We start from the raw sequence: 17,537 nt of genomic DNA on the forward strand, positions 1-17,537 counted from the left end.
CAAGGGGACTTCCTGCGGGGCGTTTGGCTCGGCCAAACGGCGCTCCTCACTTCTTGCCTGCGCCCCGTTAGGAAGTCCCCTTGGGGGACGAGCGATTTCGGGCATTCGCATGTGCGTTCCATATGGAAACAGACCCTAGTGTCGTCGGTCCTGCGTTTCCTTCGCGGCCCGTCACGCCGGCCGCTGCATTCCGCACGCGCGCGCATAGTGCGCGATCACGTCGCGTATCCGGTGGCGCACCCACGCGCGCGGCTCCTTCGCGAGCCCGCCCGTGCGGCACGCCGCGTAGACATCCGGCAGCCACTGCGCGACGAGCGTCTCCGGCACCGGCTGCCGCGCGAGGTTGTCGAACAGTTGCTCGACCGCGGCCGCGACGGCCGGCTGCAGCCAGTAGTAGCGAATCCGGTCGCTGTAGCTGAACTGGCGCGCGAGCCGCTGCTCGGTTTCGTCGCCGCGGTAGTACGGCGCCCAGTGCTCGGGCTGCGCGCGCATCGCGGCGTCGACCACGTCGCGCAACCGCGAGCGCTGCCCGGCGTCGCCGGTCAGCGCGTCCTCGATGAAGGTCAGCGCGAACAGCGCCTCGCGCAGCGCGAACGTCAGTGCGGGGCCGACCTTCAGCACCGCGAAGTGGTCCCGCACGAGCGCGGCGAGGGCACCCTCGGTCTGGTAATCGGTCGAATGCGCCTCGAACACGAGGCGCGGTGTCTGCAGGATACTCGCGCCGAGCGCCGCGGCCTTCGCGCTGTCGTAGTCGAGCACGTGGCGATCGTCGAAGTCGACGCCCGGCTGCGCGACGATCGCGACGACGCGCGCCCACGCGTCGTCGAGCCCGGCCGCCGCGAACGCGGCGCGGTGCGCATCGAGCGTCGCCGCGATGCTGTCGCTGCGCGTGACCGCGATCTGCGCGATCGCCGCATCGCCGTCGTTGCCGCTGACTTCACCGCCCGGCGTCGGCACCTCGGTGCCGATCACGTAGACGGGCGCGATGCCGGCGCGCGCCGCCGCGGCTTCCGCCGCGCGGCACAGTTCGGCCGCGCGCGCGGCGATCGTGCGATCGTCGAGCCGCACCGGATCGTCCGCGCACGCCATGCTCGCATCGAGGTGGATCTTTTCGAAGCCGGCTTCCACATAGGCGGCGACCATCGCGCCCGCCTCGCGCATCGCATCGGCCGCGCGGCGGTGCCGCCACGGGTTCGGCCCAAGATGGTCGCCGCCGAGCACGAGCGCCGACGGCGCCAGCCCACAACGCCGGGCGATCGCGTCGACGTCGCGGCGGAAATCGGCGGGCGTCATGCCCGTATAACCGCCGAGATGGTTCACCTGGTTGCAGGTCGCCTCGATCAGGAGCGGCGAGCCATCCGCGCGCGCCGCTTCGCACGCGGCCTCCAGCACGAGCCGGTGCGCGCTGCAGATCGAATAGATGCCGCGCTGCGCGTCGGCGCGGTTCGCATCGAAGATCATCCGCAGCACTGCGTCCGCGTGGGCGGTGCGCGGGCGTTCGGCGAAGGTCGTCAGGCCGGACATGCGATACCTCGTTCGGTCAGGAAGCGGTCGATCTCGGCCGCGCTGCTGTTGCCTTCCATCGGGCCGCGCCGCGTGACCGCGATCGCACCGGCCGCGTTCGCGCGGCGCAATGCGGCATCGATCGGCACGCCCGCGACGAAGCTCGCCACGAGCGTGCCGCCGAAGCAGTCGCCGGCGCCGGTCGGGTCGATTTCGTCGACCTGAAAGGCCGGTGCTTCGACGCGGTTGGCGCGGTCAAATGCAACGCTGCCGTGCGCGCCGCGTTTCAGCACGACACGCTCGAGCAGCGGATGCGTCGCGAGCAGGCCCGCGATCGCACGCTCGGCCGGCTGCGGCCCGCAGAAGAACGGCAAATCGGCCTCGCTCGGCATGAACAGGTGGCACGCGGCGAGCATCGTCTCGAGCGCCGCGCGCATCGGGCGAAAACTCAGCATCTCGGGGCGCACGTTCGGATCGAACGACACCTTCGCGCCGGCGCGTGCGGCCTCGATCACGCCGCGCTGCACGGCCGCGATCGCCGATTCGCTCGTCAGTGACGAGCCCATCACGTGGAAATAGCGGCAGCCGTCGAACATCGCGGTATCGACATCGGACGCATCGACGCACGCGGCCGCACTGGTGGACAGACTGTAGACGAAGCTGCGCGAGCCGTCGTCGCGATACGCGACGAACGCGGTGCCGGTCGGACGTGCGACGCGGCGGATGCGCGCGACGTCGACACCGTCGCGCTCGAGCCGCGCGACGATCGCATCGCCGAACGCGTCGCGGCCGACGCAGCCCGCATACGCGACGCGCGCGCCGAGCCGTGCGGCCTGGTCGGCGAAGATCGCCGGCGCGCCGCTCGGGAACGGCCCGGCGAACAGGCCCGGCGAATCGAAACCCTGGCCGCGCTCGGCGGCGACGAATTCCGCCAGCAGTTCGCCGGCGACGACGATCTCTGCCATCAGGCGTGCCCTCCTCGTTCGACGGCGGCCGCGGTGAGCGGCGCGGCCGCCCTGTCGCAGGCCGGCCGGCAGGTGACGCATGCGAGCGGCGTCAAGTCAGCTCATCCAGTTGCCGCCGTCGACGTTCAGCGTCTGGGCGGTGACGTAGTCGGCGTCGGACGACGCGAGGAACAGCGCGGCGCCCGTCAGGTCGCCCGGCACGCCCATGCGGCCGAGCGGCACGGCTTCGCCCACGAGCCGCTTCTTCTCGCCGAGCGGCCGGTTCTCGTAACGCGCGAACAGCGCATCGACCTGCTCCCACATCGGCGTGTCGACGACGCCAGGCGCGATGCCGTTCACGTTGATCCGGTGCGGCGCGAGCGCGAGCGCGGCCGACTGCGTGTAGCTGATCACCGCGGCCTTGGTCGCGCAGTAGTGCGAAACGAGCGCCTCGCCGCGACGCCCGGCCTGCGACGACATGTTGACGATCTTGCCGCCGCGCCCCTGCTCGACCATCCGCTGCGCGACGGCCTGCATCAGGAAGAACAGCCCTTTCACGTTGACCGCGAACAGCCGGTCGAACACGTCCCACGATTCGTCGAGGATCGGGCGCATGTCGAACAGCGCCGCGTTGTTGAACAGGATGTCGACGCCGCCGAAGCGCTCGACCGCCGTGGCGACGATGCGCTCGATGTCGTCGCGGCGCGTGACGTCCGCGGTGACGGCCGCCGCGCGGCCGGGGTTCGCCTCGATGAGCCGCGCGAGCGAGCCGCCGGCAGGCTTCAGGTCGACGAGTACGCAGCGCGCGCCCTCGTCCAGATAGCGTTGCGCGACCGCCTCGCCGATGCCGCTTGCGGCGCCCGTCAGGATCGCAACCTTGTCTTCCAGTCTCACTGGCTGTCTCCGGTTCGTTCTGCTTTACGACGGCCGCGATATGAACTAACGCTCGCCGACCGATCAATTGCTCTGTTGTTGATCGAATGATCGGATACGCGATTCGCGCTGTCAAGGCAACATGACGGCTTTCTATGATGCGCTGCGGCACGACGGCGCACCGCGGCGGCCCGCCACGCGCGCCCGGCAAGGCGCGGCGCGCGCGGTGCGGCGCGGTCGGATCGGCGATGAAGGGGACGGAGCGAGAACGAAAAGGGGAATTCGCGCTGCACGGCGCGGCGATACGTTATATCATCGCCATACTTCGTTTCACGCCCAGCTTCACGCCATGGCTACCTCATCGTCCATTGACGCCCGGCTGTCCCGGGCCGACGCATTCGCCGCCGAGCACGGGCTCGCGTGGACGCCGCTGCGCCGCCAGGTCTACGAACGCGTGCTGGCCGCGCAGCGCCCGATCGGCGCGTACGACCTGCTCGCCGAGCTCGAGCCGCAGCGCGGCCGCGTGCCGCCCACGACCGTCTACCGCGCGCTGGATTTCCTCGTCGAGCACGGCTTCATCCACCGGATCGAATCGAAGAACGCGTTCTTCGCGTGCTGCGAGATCGGCGTCCCGCACGAAGGCCAGTTCCTGATCTGCGATTCGTGCGGCGACACCGTCGAGATTCCCGGCGGCGACCTCGCGAAGCAGTTGTCCGCGAGCGAGCCCGCGCACGGTTTCGAAGTCCACCATCAGGTCGTCGAGCTGAGCGGCCTGTGCGGACACTGCAAGCGCAAGCCCGCGCAACGCTGACGCGTATCGGGCGGCACACGCGCCGCCCCCTTCCAACGAGGAGTTCCATGCCCATTGCCCTGAAGCGCGCGCCGCGGCGCGCCCTGACGCCTGTCCGCTGGCTCGCCGCTGCCGTCTCCACGGCCGCCGCGCTGTCGCTCGCGGCGCCCGCGTTCGCGCAGGCCGCGACCGTCAACGTCGTCGCCGCCGAGAACTTCTACGGCGACGTCGCGTCGCAGATCGGCGGCAGCCATGTCGCGGTGACGAGCATCCTCAGCAATCCCGACCAGGATCCGCACCTGTTCGAAGCGAGCCCGAAGACGGCCCGCGCGCTCCAGCACGCGCAGGTCGTGATCTACAACGGCGCCAACTACGATCCGTGGATGAGCAAGCTGCTCGGCGCGTCGAAGCAGGCGAAGCGCGCGACGATCGTCGTCGCCGACCTGGTCGGCAAGAAGGCCGGCGACAACCCGCACCTGTGGTACGACCCGGCGACGATGCCGGCCGCCGCACGCGCGATCGCGGCCGAACTCGGCCGCGCCGATCCGGCGAACAAGGCCGAATACGATGCGAACCTGCAGAAGTTCGTCGCGTCGCTGAAGCCCGTCGACGACAAGGTCGCCGCGCTGCGCGCGCAGTACAAGGGCGTGCCGGTGACGGCCACCGAGCCGGTGTTCGGCTACCTGTCCGACGCGATCGGCCTCGACATGCGCAACCAGCGCTTCCAGCTCGCGACGATGAACGACACCGAAGCCAGCGCGCAGGACGTCGCCGCGTTCGAGAACGACCTGCGCAAGAAGCAGGTACGCGCGCTGATCTACAACAGCCAGGCCGAAGAACCGATGACCAAGCGCATGCTGAAGATCGCACGCGACGGCGGCGTGCCGACCGTCAGCGTCACCGAGACGCAGCCGGCCGGCAAGACTTTCCAGCAATGGATGGCCGGCCAGCTCGACGCGCTCTCGGCCGCGCTTGCCGCCGGCAAGAAATAAACGACCGTAACGCCATGACCGCCACTCCCCACGCACTCGCCGTCGATCGCGTCACGCTCGAACTGGGCGGACGCACGATCCTGCGCGACGTCAGCTTCGCGATCGAACCCGGCGAATTCGTCGGCGTACTCGGGCCGAACGGCGCGGGCAAGACGACGCTGATGCGCGCGGTGCTCGGCCTCGTGCCCGTGTCGGCCGGCACGCTGTCCGTCGGCGGCGTGCCGGTCGTACGCGGCAACCCGTCGATCGGCTACATGCCGCAGATTCGCAGCGGCCTCGCGAACCGCCGGATGCGCGGCTACGACTTCGTCGCGATGGCCGCCGACGGCCACCGCTGGGGGCTGCCGCACACGAACGCGGCGACGCGCCGCGACGTCGACCGCGTGCTCGATCTCGTCGGCGGCCCGGCGCTTGCCCGCCGGCCGCTGTCGGAACTGTCCGGCGGCGAGCGGCAGCGCCTGCTGCTCGCGCAATGCCTGCTCGGCAGCCCGAAGCTGCTGCTGCTCGACGAGCCGCTGATCAGCCTCGACCCGAACCACCAGCGCGGCGTCGTCGAGCTCGTGCGCAACGTGCAGCGCGAGCTCGGCATCACCGTGCTGTTCTCCGCGCACGAACTGAATCCGTTGCTGAACGCGCTCGACCGTGTGCTGTATCTCGGCAACGGCGTCGCGGCGCTCGGCACCGTCGACGAGGTGATCACGAAGCCCGTGCTGTCGCGGCTCTACGGATCGCCGATCGACGTGATGCGCGTGAACGGCAAGATCTTCGTGATGTCGGGCGACGTCGAGATCGAGAAGCACGACCACGAACACGAGGACGACGACGGCCACTCGCACGGCGGTGGCGGCGGCCACGGCCATCACCACCACGGACACGCTCATCCCGGGCACTCGCACGATGTTTGAATACGACTTCATGATCAACGCCTTCGCGGCGTCGGGGATCGTCGCGGTGCTCGCGGGCATCGTCGGCTACTTCCTGGTGCTGCGCGGGCAGACCTTCGCCGGCCATGCGCTGTCGCACGTCGGCTTCACCGGCGCGACGGGCGCGGTGCTGCTCGGCATCTCGCCGATCTGGGGGATGGTCGGTTTCACGCTCGCGGCCGGGATCGGGATGGGCGCGCTCGGCGAAAAGCTCGCGGGCCGCGACGTCGCGATCGGCGTGATCCTGTCGGGTGCGCTGGGTTTCGGCCTGCTGTTCCTGCATTTCTACACGTCGTTCGCGACGCAGGTCACCGCGCTGCTATTCGGCAACGTGCTCGCCGTGAGCCACGACACGCTCGCGGTGCTCGCCGGTATCGGCGCCGTGAGCCTGCTCGCGCTCGCGCTGATCGCGCGGCCGCTGCTGTTCGCGTCGCTGCAGCCCGAACTGGCCGAAGCCAAGGGCGTGTCGCTGCGCACGGTGTCGATGCTGTTCCTCGCGGTGTGCGCGCTCGCCGTGGCCGCGGCCACGCAGATCGTCGGCGTGCTGCTGGTGTTCACGCTGCTGGTCGGGCCGGCTGCCGCCGCGCAGAACGTGACGACGCGGCTGTCGACCGGCGTGCTGCTCGCCGCGCTGTTTGCGTTGTTCGAAGCATGGCTCGGCATCGTGCTCGCGTATCACACCGACTGGCCGACGAGTTTCTGGATCACCGCGCTGTCGGCGCTCGTGTACGGCGCAAGCCTGTTGCGGCGCCACTGATCGACGCCCGACGACCATGGAAAACGCCGGCGTGCCCGAGGGCAGCGCCGGCGTTTTTTCATGCACCCGCTCGTGCGGCGCGCCGCGTGTCGCCGTATGCGTTATGTCCTCCCCTTCCCGCTCATCGCGCGAGCACGCGCGCGTGATGCGCGATGTGATCGGCAATGAACGTCGAGATGAAGTAGTACCCGTGGTCGTAACCCGGATGGCGGCGCAGCGTCAGCGGCTGGCCGGCCTTCGCGCACGCGGCTTCGAACACGTCGGGGTTGAGCTGGTTCGCGAGGAACTGATCCGCGAGGCCCTGATCGACGAGGATGCCGTCCGCGAACTTCGGCGCATCGGCGCGCGCGACGAGTTCGCTCGCGTCGTGTGCCTTCCAGGCGTCGCGATCGGCGCCGAGGTAACCCGAGAACGCCTTCTCGCCCCACGGGCAGCGTGTCGGCGCGGCGATCGGCGCGAACGCCGATACCGACCGGTACAGCCCGGGATGACGCAGCGCAAGCGTCAGCGCGCCGTGCCCGCCCATCGAGTGACCGAAGATCCCGAGCCGCGCGCCGTCGATCGGCAGTTCGGCCGTGACGAGTTCGCGCAGCTCGCCCGTCACGTACGATTCCATCCGGTAATGCGCGGACCACGGCGCTTCGGTCGCGTCGACATAGAAGCCCGCGCCGACGCCGAAGTCCCACGCGTCGGTCTCGCCCGGCACGCCCGCGCCGCGCGGGCTCGTGTCCGGCATCACGAGCGCGATGCCGTGCTGCGCCGCGAATTGCTGCGCGCCGGCCTTGATCGCGAACGTCTCGTCGGTGCACGTGAGGCCCGCGAGATAGAACAGCGCCGGCACGCGGCCGTGCGCGGCCTGCGGCGGCAGGTACACCGAGAACTTCATCGGCAGGCCGATGGCCGCCGAATCGTGACGGTAGAAACGCTGCTCGCCGCCGTGGCACGCATGCGAGGAAACGAGTTCGAGCATCGCGGTGCGCTCCCGGTCAGTACAGCACGACCGAACGGATCGACTCGCCGGCCTTCATCAGGTCGAAGCCTTCGTTGATCCGCTCGAGCGGCAGCGTATGCGTGATCAGGTCGTCGATGTTGATCTTGCCTTCCATGTACCAGTCGACGATCTTCGGCACGTCGGTGCGGCCGCGCGCGCCGCCGAACGCCGAGCCCTTCCACTCGCGGCCCGTCACCAGCTGGAACGGACGCGTGCTGATTTCCTCGCCCGCTGCCGCCACGCCGATGATGAACGACTGGCCCCAGCCCTTGTGCGTGCACTCGAGCGCCTGGCGCATCAGCTTCACGTTGCCCACGCATTCGAACGAGTAATCCGCGCCGCCGTCGGTCAGCTGCACGATGTGGTCGACCACGTTCTCGACTTCGTTCGGGTTGATGAAGTGCGTCATCCCGAACTTCTTCGCGAGCTCGACGCGCTTCGGGTTGATGTCGACACCGATGATCTTGTCCGCGCCGACCATCTTCGCGCCCTGGATCACGTTCAGGCCGATCCCGCCGAGGCCGAACACGACGACGTTCGCGCCGGCCTCGACCTTCGCCGAGTACACGACCGCGCCGACGCCCGTGGTCACGCCGCAGCCGATGTAGCAGATCTTGTCGAACGGCGCGTCCTCGCGCACCTTCGCGACCGCGATTTCCGGCACGACGATGTAGTTCGAGAACGTCGACGTCCCCATGTAGTGGAACAGCGGCTTGCCGTCGAGCGAGAAGCGCGACGTCGCGTCGGGCATCAGGCCCTTGCCCTGCGTCGCGCGGATCTTCTGGCACAGGTTGGTCTTGCGCGACAGGCAGAACTTGCACTCGCGGCATTCGGGCGTGTAGAGCGGAATCACGTGGTCGCCCTTCCTCACGGTGCCGACGCCGGGGCCGACGTCGACCACGACGCCCGCGCCTTCATGGCCGAGGATCGCCGGGAAGATCCCTTCCGGATCGGCGCCCGACAGCGTGTAGTAGTCGGTGTGGCAGATGCCCGTCGCCTTCACCTCGATCAGCACTTCGCCTGCGCGCGGCCCTTCGAGATCGACTTCCTCGATCGTCAGCGGTGCGCCCGCCTTCCATGCAATCGCGGCTTTCGTCTTCATCGTGTGACTCCTGTCTGTGTGTGAGGTCGGCCCGGGTTCGCGCGTCGGCGCTCATGTCGACCGGCGTGGGTGCGCCAGCACCGACGCCGGCCCAATGCTTCGCACCGGGTTCCATGCAAAGCTGTCGAAACCGTGCCGCGCGGCGTCGCGCGCGGCACGGCGAAAGAATCTCGTGCTCGCCATGATGGCCGGTTCCGCCGCGCATCGCGTGCGGGAAACGGCCGCCGGCTTGCCACGATGCGTCATCGCTGACGCAAAAGAACAAGTGCCCGATTTTAAGCGCCCGTCGTGAACCATGCATCCGTCCGGGCATACAGGTCGATGAAGCGCGCGTGGCGCGCGGCCAGCGAGCGATCGTCACGCGGCTCGGCAACCGGCGACGCGGCCGGCGCCAGCGCGTGCAGCGCGTCTTCCCGCCAGTGCCCGATCGCGACTCCCGCCAGCAGCGCGGCGCCGCGCGTCGCGGCGTTCGGGCAGTCGATCGCGTGAAGCGACGCGCCCAGCGAGTCGGCAAGCAGCTGGCGCCAGCGCGGATCGACCGAGCCGCCGCCCGCGAGACGCAGCGTCGTCACCGGGTCGCCGCGGTCGGCATCGCGGATCGCATCGAGCCCGGCGCGCAACGCGAACGCGACGCCTTCGAACGCGGCGCGCATCATCGCGCCGCGCGTGTCACCGAGCCCGAGGCCGAGCCAGCCGCCGCGCGCGTCGGGGTTCATCCACGGCGAACGCTCGCCCGTCAGGTACGGCAGGAAGCACAGACGTTCCGACGCAGCCTGCGCGAACGCATCGTCGTACGCATCGGCCCACTGCGCGTAGCCGAGCCAGCCGCGCACGGCTTCGAGCGCGAGCCCGACGTTCTGCATCGCGGCCATCGTGTAATAACCGCCGCCGGCCGCCGCGCGATAGCGATGCAGCCCGCGTCGCGCGGGCGGCAGCACATCCGCGAGCACGACGATCTGGCCGCCGCTGCCCGTCGTCAGCAGCGCATCGCCGGCGGCGGCGAGCCCGCTGCCGAGGGCCGCGCATGCGGTGTCGGCCGCGCCCGTCGCCAGCGGCACGCCGGCGGGCAGGCCGAGTGCCGTCGCCGCCGGTGCGCCGAGCGTGCCGCAGCGCGCGGTCGACGGCTGCACCGATGCGAACCGGTCGGCCGGCAGGCCGAGTGCGTCGATCAATGCGAGATCCCATGCGCCGTCGGGCGTCGCGAGCGCGGTCGCGCACGCGTCGCTCGGATCGGCCGCGACGTCGCCGCCCAGCGCGATGCGCAACCAGTCCTTCGGCTGCACGGCCCAGCGCGCGGCGCGCAGTGCATCGGGTTCGTGAGCGGCCAGCCAGCGCAACAGCGGGCCGGCCATACCCGGCGCGACGGGGTTCGGGGCGACGGGCGATCCGGCCACGGGCAATCCGGCGACGGGCGATCCCGTGACGGGCCAGCCGGCCTCATCCGCTTCGCGCACCGCCCGCGTGTCGGGCCACAGCAGCGCGGGCCGCACCGGCTGCCCGGCCGCGTCGATCAGCACGACGCCGTGCATCTGCCCCGAGAACCCGATCGCCGCGACCTGCGCACGCTCGCCGGCCGGCAACCGCGCGGCCGCGCGCACCAGCGCCTGCCACCACGTGTCGGGGGCGATCTCGGCCCAGCCGGGCCGCGGCGACGACAGCGCATAGGGTTCGCTCGCGACCGCACGCTCGACGCCGTCGGCATCGAGCGTGACGAGTTTGACGGAGCCGGTGCCGAGGTCGATTCCGAGCAGGCGCATGACGTGAGGGCGAATTCGAATGAACGGATGTCGATGATAACGGGATCGCGATGCACGCCCCGTCTTTTGCGGCCGCCGCGCCGGCCGAAATCGCCATGGCCGGCCGGGTTTCACCCGGCTGCACGTTGGCGGTGAAAGCGGCCGCTCGCGGGTTAACCCGGCACGATTTTCCCCAGGCACTTTTTGCCGCTATGCGCCCTGCCCGATACACACCATAAAGCGGCCGATATTTGACATGGGGGCCAGCGCTATTTTGAAGGGCTATAAAACCGGGAACCCTCACTCCTGCGGCAGTTTCCCGATGATCGACACCCTGTTTCATGCCGAAATGGCATATCGAACCAGCAAAGAGCGGAATAGTACCCAGCGCTCTTGTTGCGTGGATTCATTCCGCATAACTTCGTATCACCCCGAAAACAAGATCATGGAGTGAGACAGATGCAATCGAACACGGTCCATCCGTGCGATGAGGTGCTGCCGACCGGCAAGCTGGTAACGCTTGGCCTGCAACACGTCCTCGTCATGTACGCCGGCGCTGTTGCCGTGCCGCTTATCGTTGGCGCCGCACTCAAGCTGCCGAAAGACCAGATCGCGTTCCTGATCAGCGCCGATCTGTTTTCGTGCGGCATCGCCACGCTGATCCAGACGCTGGGCCTGTGGATCTTCGGGATCCGCCTGCCCGTCATCATGGGCTGCACGTTCGCGGCAGTCGGCCCGATGATCGCGATCGGCACGAACCCCGGCCTCGGCATTCTCGACATCTTCGGCTCGACGATCGCGGCCGGCATCATCGGCATCGTGCTCGCGCCGATGATCGGCAAGCTGTTGCGGTTCTTCCCGCCAGTGGTGGTCGGCACCGTGATCGCGGTGATCGGGCTGTCGCTGATGGAAGTCGGCATCAACTGGGCGGCCGGCGGCGTCGGCAACCCCGAGTACGGCAGCCCCGTCTATCTCGGCCTGTCGCTGCTCGTGCTGACGCTGATCCTGCTGATCAACAAGTTCGGCCGCGGCTTCATCGCGAACATCTCGGTGCTGCTCGGCATCGTCGCCGGCTTCGCGATCGCGTTCGCGATCGGCCGCGTGAATACCGACGGCGTCGCGCACGCACCGTGGGTCGGCATCGTGATGCCGTTCCACTTCGGCATGCCGCACTTCGACCCGCTGTCGATCGTGACGATGGTCACGGTGATGTTCGTCACGTTCATCGAATCGACCGGCATGTTCCTCGCGGTCGGCGACATGGTCGATCGTCCGGTCAACCAGGAGCGCCTCGTGCGCGGCCTGCGCGTCGACGGCCTCGGCACGCTGATCGGCGGCATCTTCAACTCGTTCCCGCATACGTCGTTCTCGCAGAACGTCGGCCTGATCGGCGTGACGGGCGTGAAAAGCCGGTTCGTGTGTGCGACGGGCGGCGTGATTCTCGTGCTGCTCGGCCTGTTCCCGAAGATGGCGCAGGTGGTCGCATCGGTGCCGCCGTTCGTGCTCGGCGGTGCGGGCATCGTGATGTTCGGGATGGTGGCCGCGAACGGCATCAAGGTGCTGTCGAAGGTCGACTTCGTGAACAACTCGCACAACCTGTTCATCGTCGCCGTGAGCGTCGGCATGGGCCTCGTGCCGGTCGTGTCGCCGCACTTCTTCTCGAAGCTGCCGCCCGCGCTCGCCCCGATCCTGCACAGCGGCATCCTGCTGGCGTCGGCATCGGCCGTGATCCTGAACATCGTGTTCAACGGCGTGAAAGGCGAGAAGGATGCGCGCTGCGAGATCCGCCGCGCCGGACACGACTTCGACGGCCGCCCGGCCGACGTGCATCACTGATCACGACGCGCCGGACGACGGCGCGAAGCGGTAACGGAAAACGCCACGGCATGCCGTGGCGTTTTTGCTTGGCGGGGCCGGGCTACGCGGGGTGCCTCGCGCGCTCGGGGGGGCCGCCTGCAGTGCGGTGCGGTGCGGTGCGGTACAGGCTGCCTGGTTGATCGCACCTGGACGCGTATCTGCCGTGATCGGCATCAGCGGCATCCGATGCAGTCATCGTCACGCCGACCGTCGTGGTCTCGCACGATTCGGCCGCAAAAACGAAAACGCCACGGATTTTCATCCGTGGCGTTTTCGCTTTTGCATCGCGCCGGTCCGGCAGGCAGAAGCGGTTGCCCGCTCCTGCCCCGCCTTTCACTTACCCGTTCGTCGCCGCCGACGACGCAGGCGCCGGAGCGGCCGCCTTGTCGTAGTCGACCGGCGCATCCGGCGCGCGCGGCGTCTCGCCGGCCCGCTGGATCCACCCGCCGCCCAATGCGCGGTACAGCGTGACGAGGTTCGTCCAGCGCGCCAGACGTGCGTTGATCAGCGTCTGCTGCGCGGAGTACAGATCCGTCTGCGCGGTCAGCACCGACAGGTAGCTGTCGACGCCGTTCTTGTAACGCAGGTCCGACAGGTCGAAACGTCGCTGCTGTGCGTGCTCGTTGCGCTCGAGCGCCGCGATCTGCTGGTCGTACGTGCCGCGTGCGGCAAGACCATCCGCCACTTCGCGGAATGCCGACTGGATCGCCTTCTCGTAGTTCGCGATCTCGATGCGTTTCTGCACGTTCGCGAGATTCAGGTTCGCGATGTTCTGCCCGCCTTCGAAGATCGGCATCGTGATCTGCGGCGCGAACGACCACGCCGCCGTGCCGGCCTTGAACAGGCCGCCCAGCGTCGGGCTGCCGGTACCGAATGCGCCCGTCAGCGAGATGCGCGGGAAGAACGCCGCGCGTGCCGCACCGATGTTCGCATTCGCGGCCAGCAGCGTCTGCTCGGCCTGCATCACGTCCGGACGACGTGTCAGCAGATCCGACGGCAACCCGGCCGGCACGTCCGTCAGCAGGTTCTGCGCGTCGAGCGGCATGCCTGCCGGCAGGTCGTCCGGCAGCGGCTCGCCGATCAGTTGCACCAGCATGTTCAGTGCCTGAGCGCGCGCACGCGCCTGCTGCTGCTGGTTCGACAGCGCCTGCTCGACCACTGTCTGCGCCTGACGCAGCTCGAGCTCGGAGCCCGTGCCGTTGTCGAACCGCAGCTTGGTCAGGTCGTACTGCGCCTGAGCGGACTTCAGCGTGTCCTCCGTGACCTTCAGCAGGTCGTCGGTCGACAACAGCGTCAGGTATTGATCGGCCACCTGCGACACCAGCGAGATCTCGAATGCCTGCCGTGCATACGACGTCGACAGGTACTGCGCGAGTGCCTGGTCCTTCAGGCTCTGCACGCGGCCGAACAGGTCGAGCTCCCACGACGCGGACAAACCGACGTTGTAGGCACGCGAGATATACGGCGCCCCCGTCTGCGACAGACCTTGCGGCACGCGCTGGATGCTGCCCGTGCCCGTGCCGTCGAGCGTCGGGAACAGCTCCGCGCGCGTGATCTGGTACTGCGCGCGCGCCGCCTCGATGTTCAGCACCGACACGCGCAGGTCGCGGTTGTTTTTCAGCGCGATCTCGATCAGCCGCTGCAGGCGCGGATCGACGAAGAACTCGCGCCAGCCGATGGCGGTCGCTGCCTGGCCGTTCGCGCTGCGCGCGCCGGCCGCACCCGGCTGCGTCGCGTAGACGCCGCCGGCCGGGTACGCCTGTGCGACGGGCGCGTCGGGCCGCTTGTAATGCGGCGCCATCGTGCAGCCCGTGGCAAAGAGCGCGACCGCGATTGCAGTCAAAGCGTGTTTTTGCATCATCACTGTCCCTTGTTGCCTTCGTCGCCGTTGCCCGGCTTCTCTTCGTGGTGCGAGTGCTCCTGAGCCAGGCGCAGCGCCTCGTCGACGTCTTCCTTCTCGCCGCTGAAGATCGCACGGATCTTCACGAAGAACATCGGGATCATGAAGATCGCGAGGAACGTCGCCGTGATCATCCCGCCGATCACGCCCGTACCGATTGCGTGCTGGCTGGCCGAACCCGCGCCGTTGCTGATCGCGAGCGGCATCACGCCGAGAATGAACGCGAGCGACGTCATCAGGATCGGACGCAGCCGCAGGCGCGCTGCTTCCAGCGCGGCCTCGATCGGCCCCATCTTCTCCGTCTGCTGCAGTTCGCGCGCGAACTCCACGATCAGGATCGCGTTCTTCGCGGACAAGCCCACGGTCGTCAGCAGGCCGACCTGGAAGAACACGTCGTTTTCCAGACCGCGCATCGTCGCCGCAAGCAGTGCACCGATCACGCCGAGCGGCACCACCATGATCACCGAGAACGGGATCGACCAGCTTTCATACAGTGCCGCGAGACACAGGAACACGACGAGGATCGAGATCGCGTACAGGATCGGCGCCTGCGAGCCGGACTGGATTTCCTGGAACGACAGGCCGGTCCACGAATAGCCGATACCGACCGGCAGCTTCTTCGCGAGCCCTTCCATCGCGGCCATCGCCTGACCGGTCGACTTGCCCGGTGCGGCCTGACCCTGGATTTCCATCGCCGACACGCCGTTGTAGCGCTCGAGCTTCGGCGAACCGTACGTCCAGTGACCGGTCGCGAACGAGCTGAACGGCACCATCCCGCCCGATCCGTTGCGCACGTACCAGATGTTCAGGTCTTCCGGCGTCATCCGGAACGGTGCATCCGCCTGCACGTACACCTTCTTGATCCGGCCGTCGGTATCCAGGAAGTTGTTCACGTACTTCGATGCCCATGCGATCGAGAACGTCTGGTCGATCGCATCCGCCGTCACGCCGAGTGCATTCGCCTTCTCGCGGTCGATGTCGACCTTGTACTGCGGCGTATCGTTCAGGCCGTTCGGGCGCACGCCCTGCAGCGTCGGATCCTTCGAAGCCATCCCGAGCAGCTGGTTACGCGCGGCCATCAGCGCATCGTGGCCGAGACCGGCGTTGTCGGTCAGTTCGAAGTCGAAGCCGGCAGCCGTACCGAGTTCAGGAATCGACGGCGGGTTGAACGGGATCACCACTGCGTCCTTGTAACCCGAGTAGCGCCCGAACATCCGGCCGATCAGCGCCTGCACCTTCTGGTTCGCATGCTGACGCTGCGAGTAGTCCTTCAGGCGAACGAACACGAGACCGGAGTTCTGGCCGCGGCCCGCGAAGCTGAAGCCGTTGACCGTGAACGCCGATTCGACGATTTCCTTCTCGTCCTTCAGCAGGTAGTCGGAAATGTTCGCGAGCGTCTTCGCGGTCGTTTCCTGCGTCGAACCCGACGGCGTCTGCACGATCACGAACATCAGGCCCTGGTCTTCATCGGGCAGGAACGACTTCGGCAGGCGCACGAACAGCAGGCCGACCGCGACGATCACGACCAGATAGATGATGAGCCAGCGGCCCGAGCGCTTGATCACGTGGTGCACGCCGACGTGGTACTTGTCGCGGCTGTTGTTGAACGTGCGGTTGAACCAGCCGAAGAAGCCCTTCTTCTCTTCGTGATGCCCTTGCGGGATCGGCTTGAGGATCGTCGCGCACAGTGCCGGCGTCAGGATCAACGCGACGAGCACCGACAGCACCATCGCCGACACGATCGTCAGCGAGAACTGGCGATAGATTGCACCGACCGAACCGCCCGAGAACGCCACCGGCACGAACACCGCCGACAGCACCAGCGCCACGCCGACGAGTGCGCCGGTGATCTGGCCCATCGCCTTGCGGGTCGCCTCCTTCGGTGACAAGCCCTCTTCGGCCATCACGCGCTCGACGTTCTCGACCACCACGATCGCATCGTCGACCAGCAGGCCGATCGCGAGCACGAGGCCGAACATCGACAGCGTGTTGATCGAGAAGCCCACCATCGACATGATCGCGAACGTGCCGAGCAGCACGACCGGCACCGCGATCGTCGGGATGATCGTCGCCCGCAGGTTCTGCAGGAACAGATACATCACGAGGAACACGAGCACGATACCTTCGAGCAGCGTCTTGACCACTTCCTCGATCGACAGCTTCACGAACGGCGTCGTGTCGTACGGGTACTTCACGACGAGGCCGTGCGGGAAGAACGGTGCCAGTTCGTCGATCTTCGCGCGCACGGCCTTCGCGGTTGCGAGCGCGTTCGCGTTGGTCGCGAGCTGGATACCGAGTGCCGCGGTCGGCTGACCATTGTACTTCGTGTCGAAGTTGTAGTTTTCGCCGCCGAGGCCGATCTGCGCGACGTCCTTCAGGCGAACCTGCGAGCCGTCCTGGTTGACCTTCAGCAGGATGTTGCCGAACTGCTCGGGCGTCTGCAGCAGCGTCGATTCGGTGATCGTCGCCTGCAGCATGGTGCCCGGCTTCGCCGGCGTGCCGCCAATCTGGCCGCCCGCGATCTGCACGTTCTGCGCGGTGATCGCGGAGCTGACGTCGACCGGCGTGAGGCCGTAGTTCGTCAGGCGGTTCGGGTCGAGCCAGATCCGCATCGCGTACTGCGAGCCGAACAGCGTGACGGTACCGACGCCGTTCAACCGGCTGATCGGATCCTTCACGTGCGACGCCACGAAGTTCGCGAGGTCGTACTTGTTCATGCTGCCGTCTTCGGAGTTGAAGGCGAGCACCAGCAGGAAGCTGCTGCTCGACTTCGTCACCGAGAGGCCGAGCTGCTGCACGACCTGCGGCAGGATCGGCGTCGCGAGCGACAGCTTGTTCTGCACCTGGACCTGCGCGATGTCGGCGTTGGTACCCGGCGCGAATGTCAGCGTGATCGTCGCGTTGCCCGAGTCGTCACTGGTCGACGACATGTACAGGAAGTTGTCGAGACCGCTCATCTGCTGCTCGATCACCTGCGTCACCGTGTCTTCCACCGTCTTCGCGGAAGCGCCCGGGTAGTTCGCGGTGATCTGGATCGATGGCGGCGCGATCGTCGGATACTGCGAGATCGGCAGCGTGAAGATCGCCGCAACCCCGGCCAGCATCAGGATGATGGCGATCACCCACGCGAAGATCGGGCGATCGATAAAAAACTTTGCCATGAAACAGG

The 17,537-nt window shown here is 67.9% G+C and carries 13 protein-coding genes; 5 read left to right on the top strand and 8 right to left on the bottom strand.

The genetic code is table 11. From position 1 onward, the window contains the following. Positions 1–171: 171 nt before the first annotated feature. The 3 genes from PQB87_RS14610 to PQB87_RS14620 form a co-directional block, all read right to left on the bottom strand. A complete protein-coding gene (locus PQB87_RS14610) occupies positions 172–1,524 on the bottom strand; it encodes a D-tagatose-bisphosphate aldolase, class II, non-catalytic subunit (protein WP_489242254.1) in 1,353 nt (450 codons plus the stop codon). Beyond that, a complete protein-coding gene (locus PQB87_RS14615) occupies positions 1,512–2,468 on the bottom strand; it encodes a sugar kinase (RefSeq protein ID WP_233345271.1) in 957 nt (318 codons plus the stop codon). The genes PQB87_RS14610 and PQB87_RS14615 overlap by 13 nt, the downstream gene beginning before the upstream one ends. A gap of 96 nt (positions 2,469–2,564) precedes the next feature. Next, positions 2,565–3,341, bottom strand: a complete 777-nt coding sequence (locus tag PQB87_RS14620; RefSeq protein WP_321967574.1) for an L-iditol 2-dehydrogenase — start codon at positions 3,339–3,341, stop codon at positions 2,565–2,567. 328 nt (positions 3,342–3,669) lie between these two features. Between PQB87_RS14620 and PQB87_RS14625 the strand changes: the two genes are divergently transcribed. Genes PQB87_RS14625 through PQB87_RS14640 form a run of 4 tightly spaced genes read left to right on the top strand, consistent with a single transcriptional unit; the run spans position 3,670 to position 6,782 of the window. Further along, positions 3,670–4,131 carry a Fur family transcriptional regulator gene (locus tag PQB87_RS14625; protein ID WP_011546084.1) on the top strand — a complete coding sequence of 154 codons (462 nt, stop codon included), beginning with the start codon at positions 3,670–3,672 and terminating at the stop codon, positions 4,129–4,131. A 47-nt stretch (positions 4,132–4,178) separates the two neighbouring features. Beyond that, on the top strand, positions 4,179–5,102 hold the full coding sequence (locus PQB87_RS14630) for a metal ABC transporter solute-binding protein, Zn/Mn family (protein ID WP_059590590.1): 924 nt from the start codon (positions 4,179–4,181) through the stop codon (positions 5,100–5,102). Positions 5,103–5,116: 14 nt separating this feature from the next. Continuing rightward, positions 5,117–6,007, top strand: coding sequence for an ABC transporter ATP-binding protein (locus PQB87_RS14635; protein WP_021159524.1), 891 nt, complete (start codon positions 5,117–5,119; stop codon positions 6,005–6,007). Further along, positions 6,000–6,782 (top strand): metal ABC transporter permease, encoded by a 783-nt coding sequence (locus tag PQB87_RS14640; RefSeq protein WP_027789245.1) that lies wholly within the window; start codon positions 6,000–6,002, stop codon positions 6,780–6,782. Before PQB87_RS14635 ends, PQB87_RS14640 begins: the two co-directional genes overlap by 8 nt. 121 nt (positions 6,783–6,903) lie before the next feature. On the opposite strand, the gene fghA is transcribed toward PQB87_RS14640, so the two are convergent. The 3 genes from fghA to PQB87_RS14655 form a co-directional block, all read right to left on the bottom strand. Beyond that, a complete protein-coding gene (gene fghA / locus PQB87_RS14645) occupies positions 6,904–7,752 on the bottom strand; it encodes an S-formylglutathione hydrolase (protein WP_233345270.1) in 849 nt (282 codons plus the stop codon). Positions 7,753–7,768: 16 nt separating this feature from the next. After that, positions 7,769–8,875 carry an S-(hydroxymethyl)glutathione dehydrogenase/class III alcohol dehydrogenase gene (locus tag PQB87_RS14650; RefSeq protein WP_006483756.1) on the bottom strand — a complete coding sequence of 369 codons (1,107 nt, stop codon included), beginning with the start codon at positions 8,873–8,875 and terminating at the stop codon, positions 7,769–7,771. 275 nt (positions 8,876–9,150) lie between these two features. Further along, on the bottom strand, positions 9,151–10,632 hold the full coding sequence (locus PQB87_RS14655; RefSeq protein ID WP_489242260.1) for a xylulokinase: 1,482 nt from the start codon (positions 10,630–10,632) through the stop codon (positions 9,151–9,153). 438 nt (positions 10,633–11,070) lie between these two features. On the opposite strand from PQB87_RS14655, the gene PQB87_RS14660 reads away from it, so the two are divergent. Then, entirely contained in the window at positions 11,071–12,447 is a 1,377-nt protein-coding gene (locus PQB87_RS14660; RefSeq protein ID WP_021159518.1) for a nucleobase:cation symporter-2 family protein, read from the top strand. Positions 12,448–12,805: 358 nt separating this feature from the next. Here the strand turns inward: PQB87_RS14660 and PQB87_RS14665 are convergent, their stop codons facing one another. Together PQB87_RS14665 and bpeB are read right to left on the bottom strand one after the other, a co-directional pair. Then, positions 12,806–14,329, bottom strand: coding sequence for an efflux transporter outer membrane subunit (locus tag PQB87_RS14665; protein ID WP_489242262.1), 1,524 nt, complete (start codon positions 14,327–14,329; stop codon positions 12,806–12,808). After that, on the bottom strand, positions 14,329–17,529 hold the full coding sequence (gene bpeB, locus PQB87_RS14670; protein ID WP_059490398.1) for an efflux RND transporter permease BpeB: 3,201 nt from the start codon (positions 17,527–17,529) through the stop codon (positions 14,329–14,331). Before bpeB ends, PQB87_RS14665 begins: the two co-directional genes overlap by 1 nt. Positions 17,530–17,537: the final 8 nt, after the last annotated feature.

Source organism: Burkholderia sp. KL41, assembly GCF_057005415.2.

What these genes read in the sequence shown, in the direction of transcription:
- PQB87_RS14610 (WP_489242254.1), bottom strand. Translation starts at nt 1,524, where the DNA reads ATGTCCGGCCTGACGACCTTCGCCGAACGCCCGCGCACCGCCCACGCG.
- PQB87_RS14615 (WP_233345271.1), bottom strand. Translation starts at nt 2,468, where the DNA reads ATGGCAGAGATCGTCGTCGCCGGCGAACTGCTGGCGGAATTCGTCGCC.
- PQB87_RS14625 (WP_011546084.1), top strand. Translation starts at nt 3,670, where the DNA reads ATGGCTACCTCATCGTCCATTGACGCCCGGCTGTCCCGGGCCGACGCA.
- PQB87_RS14630 (WP_059590590.1), top strand. Translation starts at nt 4,179, where the DNA reads ATGCCCATTGCCCTGAAGCGCGCGCCGCGGCGCGCCCTGACGCCTGTC.
- PQB87_RS14635 (WP_021159524.1), top strand. Translation starts at nt 5,117, where the DNA reads ATGACCGCCACTCCCCACGCACTCGCCGTCGATCGCGTCACGCTCGAA.
- PQB87_RS14640 (WP_027789245.1), top strand. Translation starts at nt 6,000, where the DNA reads ATGTTTGAATACGACTTCATGATCAACGCCTTCGCGGCGTCGGGGATC.
- fghA (WP_233345270.1), bottom strand. Translation starts at nt 7,752, where the DNA reads ATGCTCGAACTCGTTTCCTCGCATGCGTGCCACGGCGGCGAGCAGCGT.
- PQB87_RS14650 (WP_006483756.1), bottom strand. Translation starts at nt 8,875, where the DNA reads ATGAAGACGAAAGCCGCGATTGCATGGAAGGCGGGCGCACCGCTGACG.
- PQB87_RS14655 (WP_489242260.1), bottom strand. Translation starts at nt 10,632, where the DNA reads ATGCGCCTGCTCGGAATCGACCTCGGCACCGGCTCCGTCAAACTCGTC.
- PQB87_RS14660 (WP_021159518.1), top strand. Translation starts at nt 11,071, where the DNA reads ATGCAATCGAACACGGTCCATCCGTGCGATGAGGTGCTGCCGACCGGC.
- PQB87_RS14665 (WP_489242262.1), bottom strand. Translation starts at nt 14,329, where the DNA reads ATGATGCAAAAACACGCTTTGACTGCAATCGCGGTCGCGCTCTTTGCC.
- bpeB (WP_059490398.1), bottom strand. Translation starts at nt 17,529, where the DNA reads ATGGCAAAGTTTTTTATCGATCGCCCGATCTTCGCGTGGGTGATCGCC.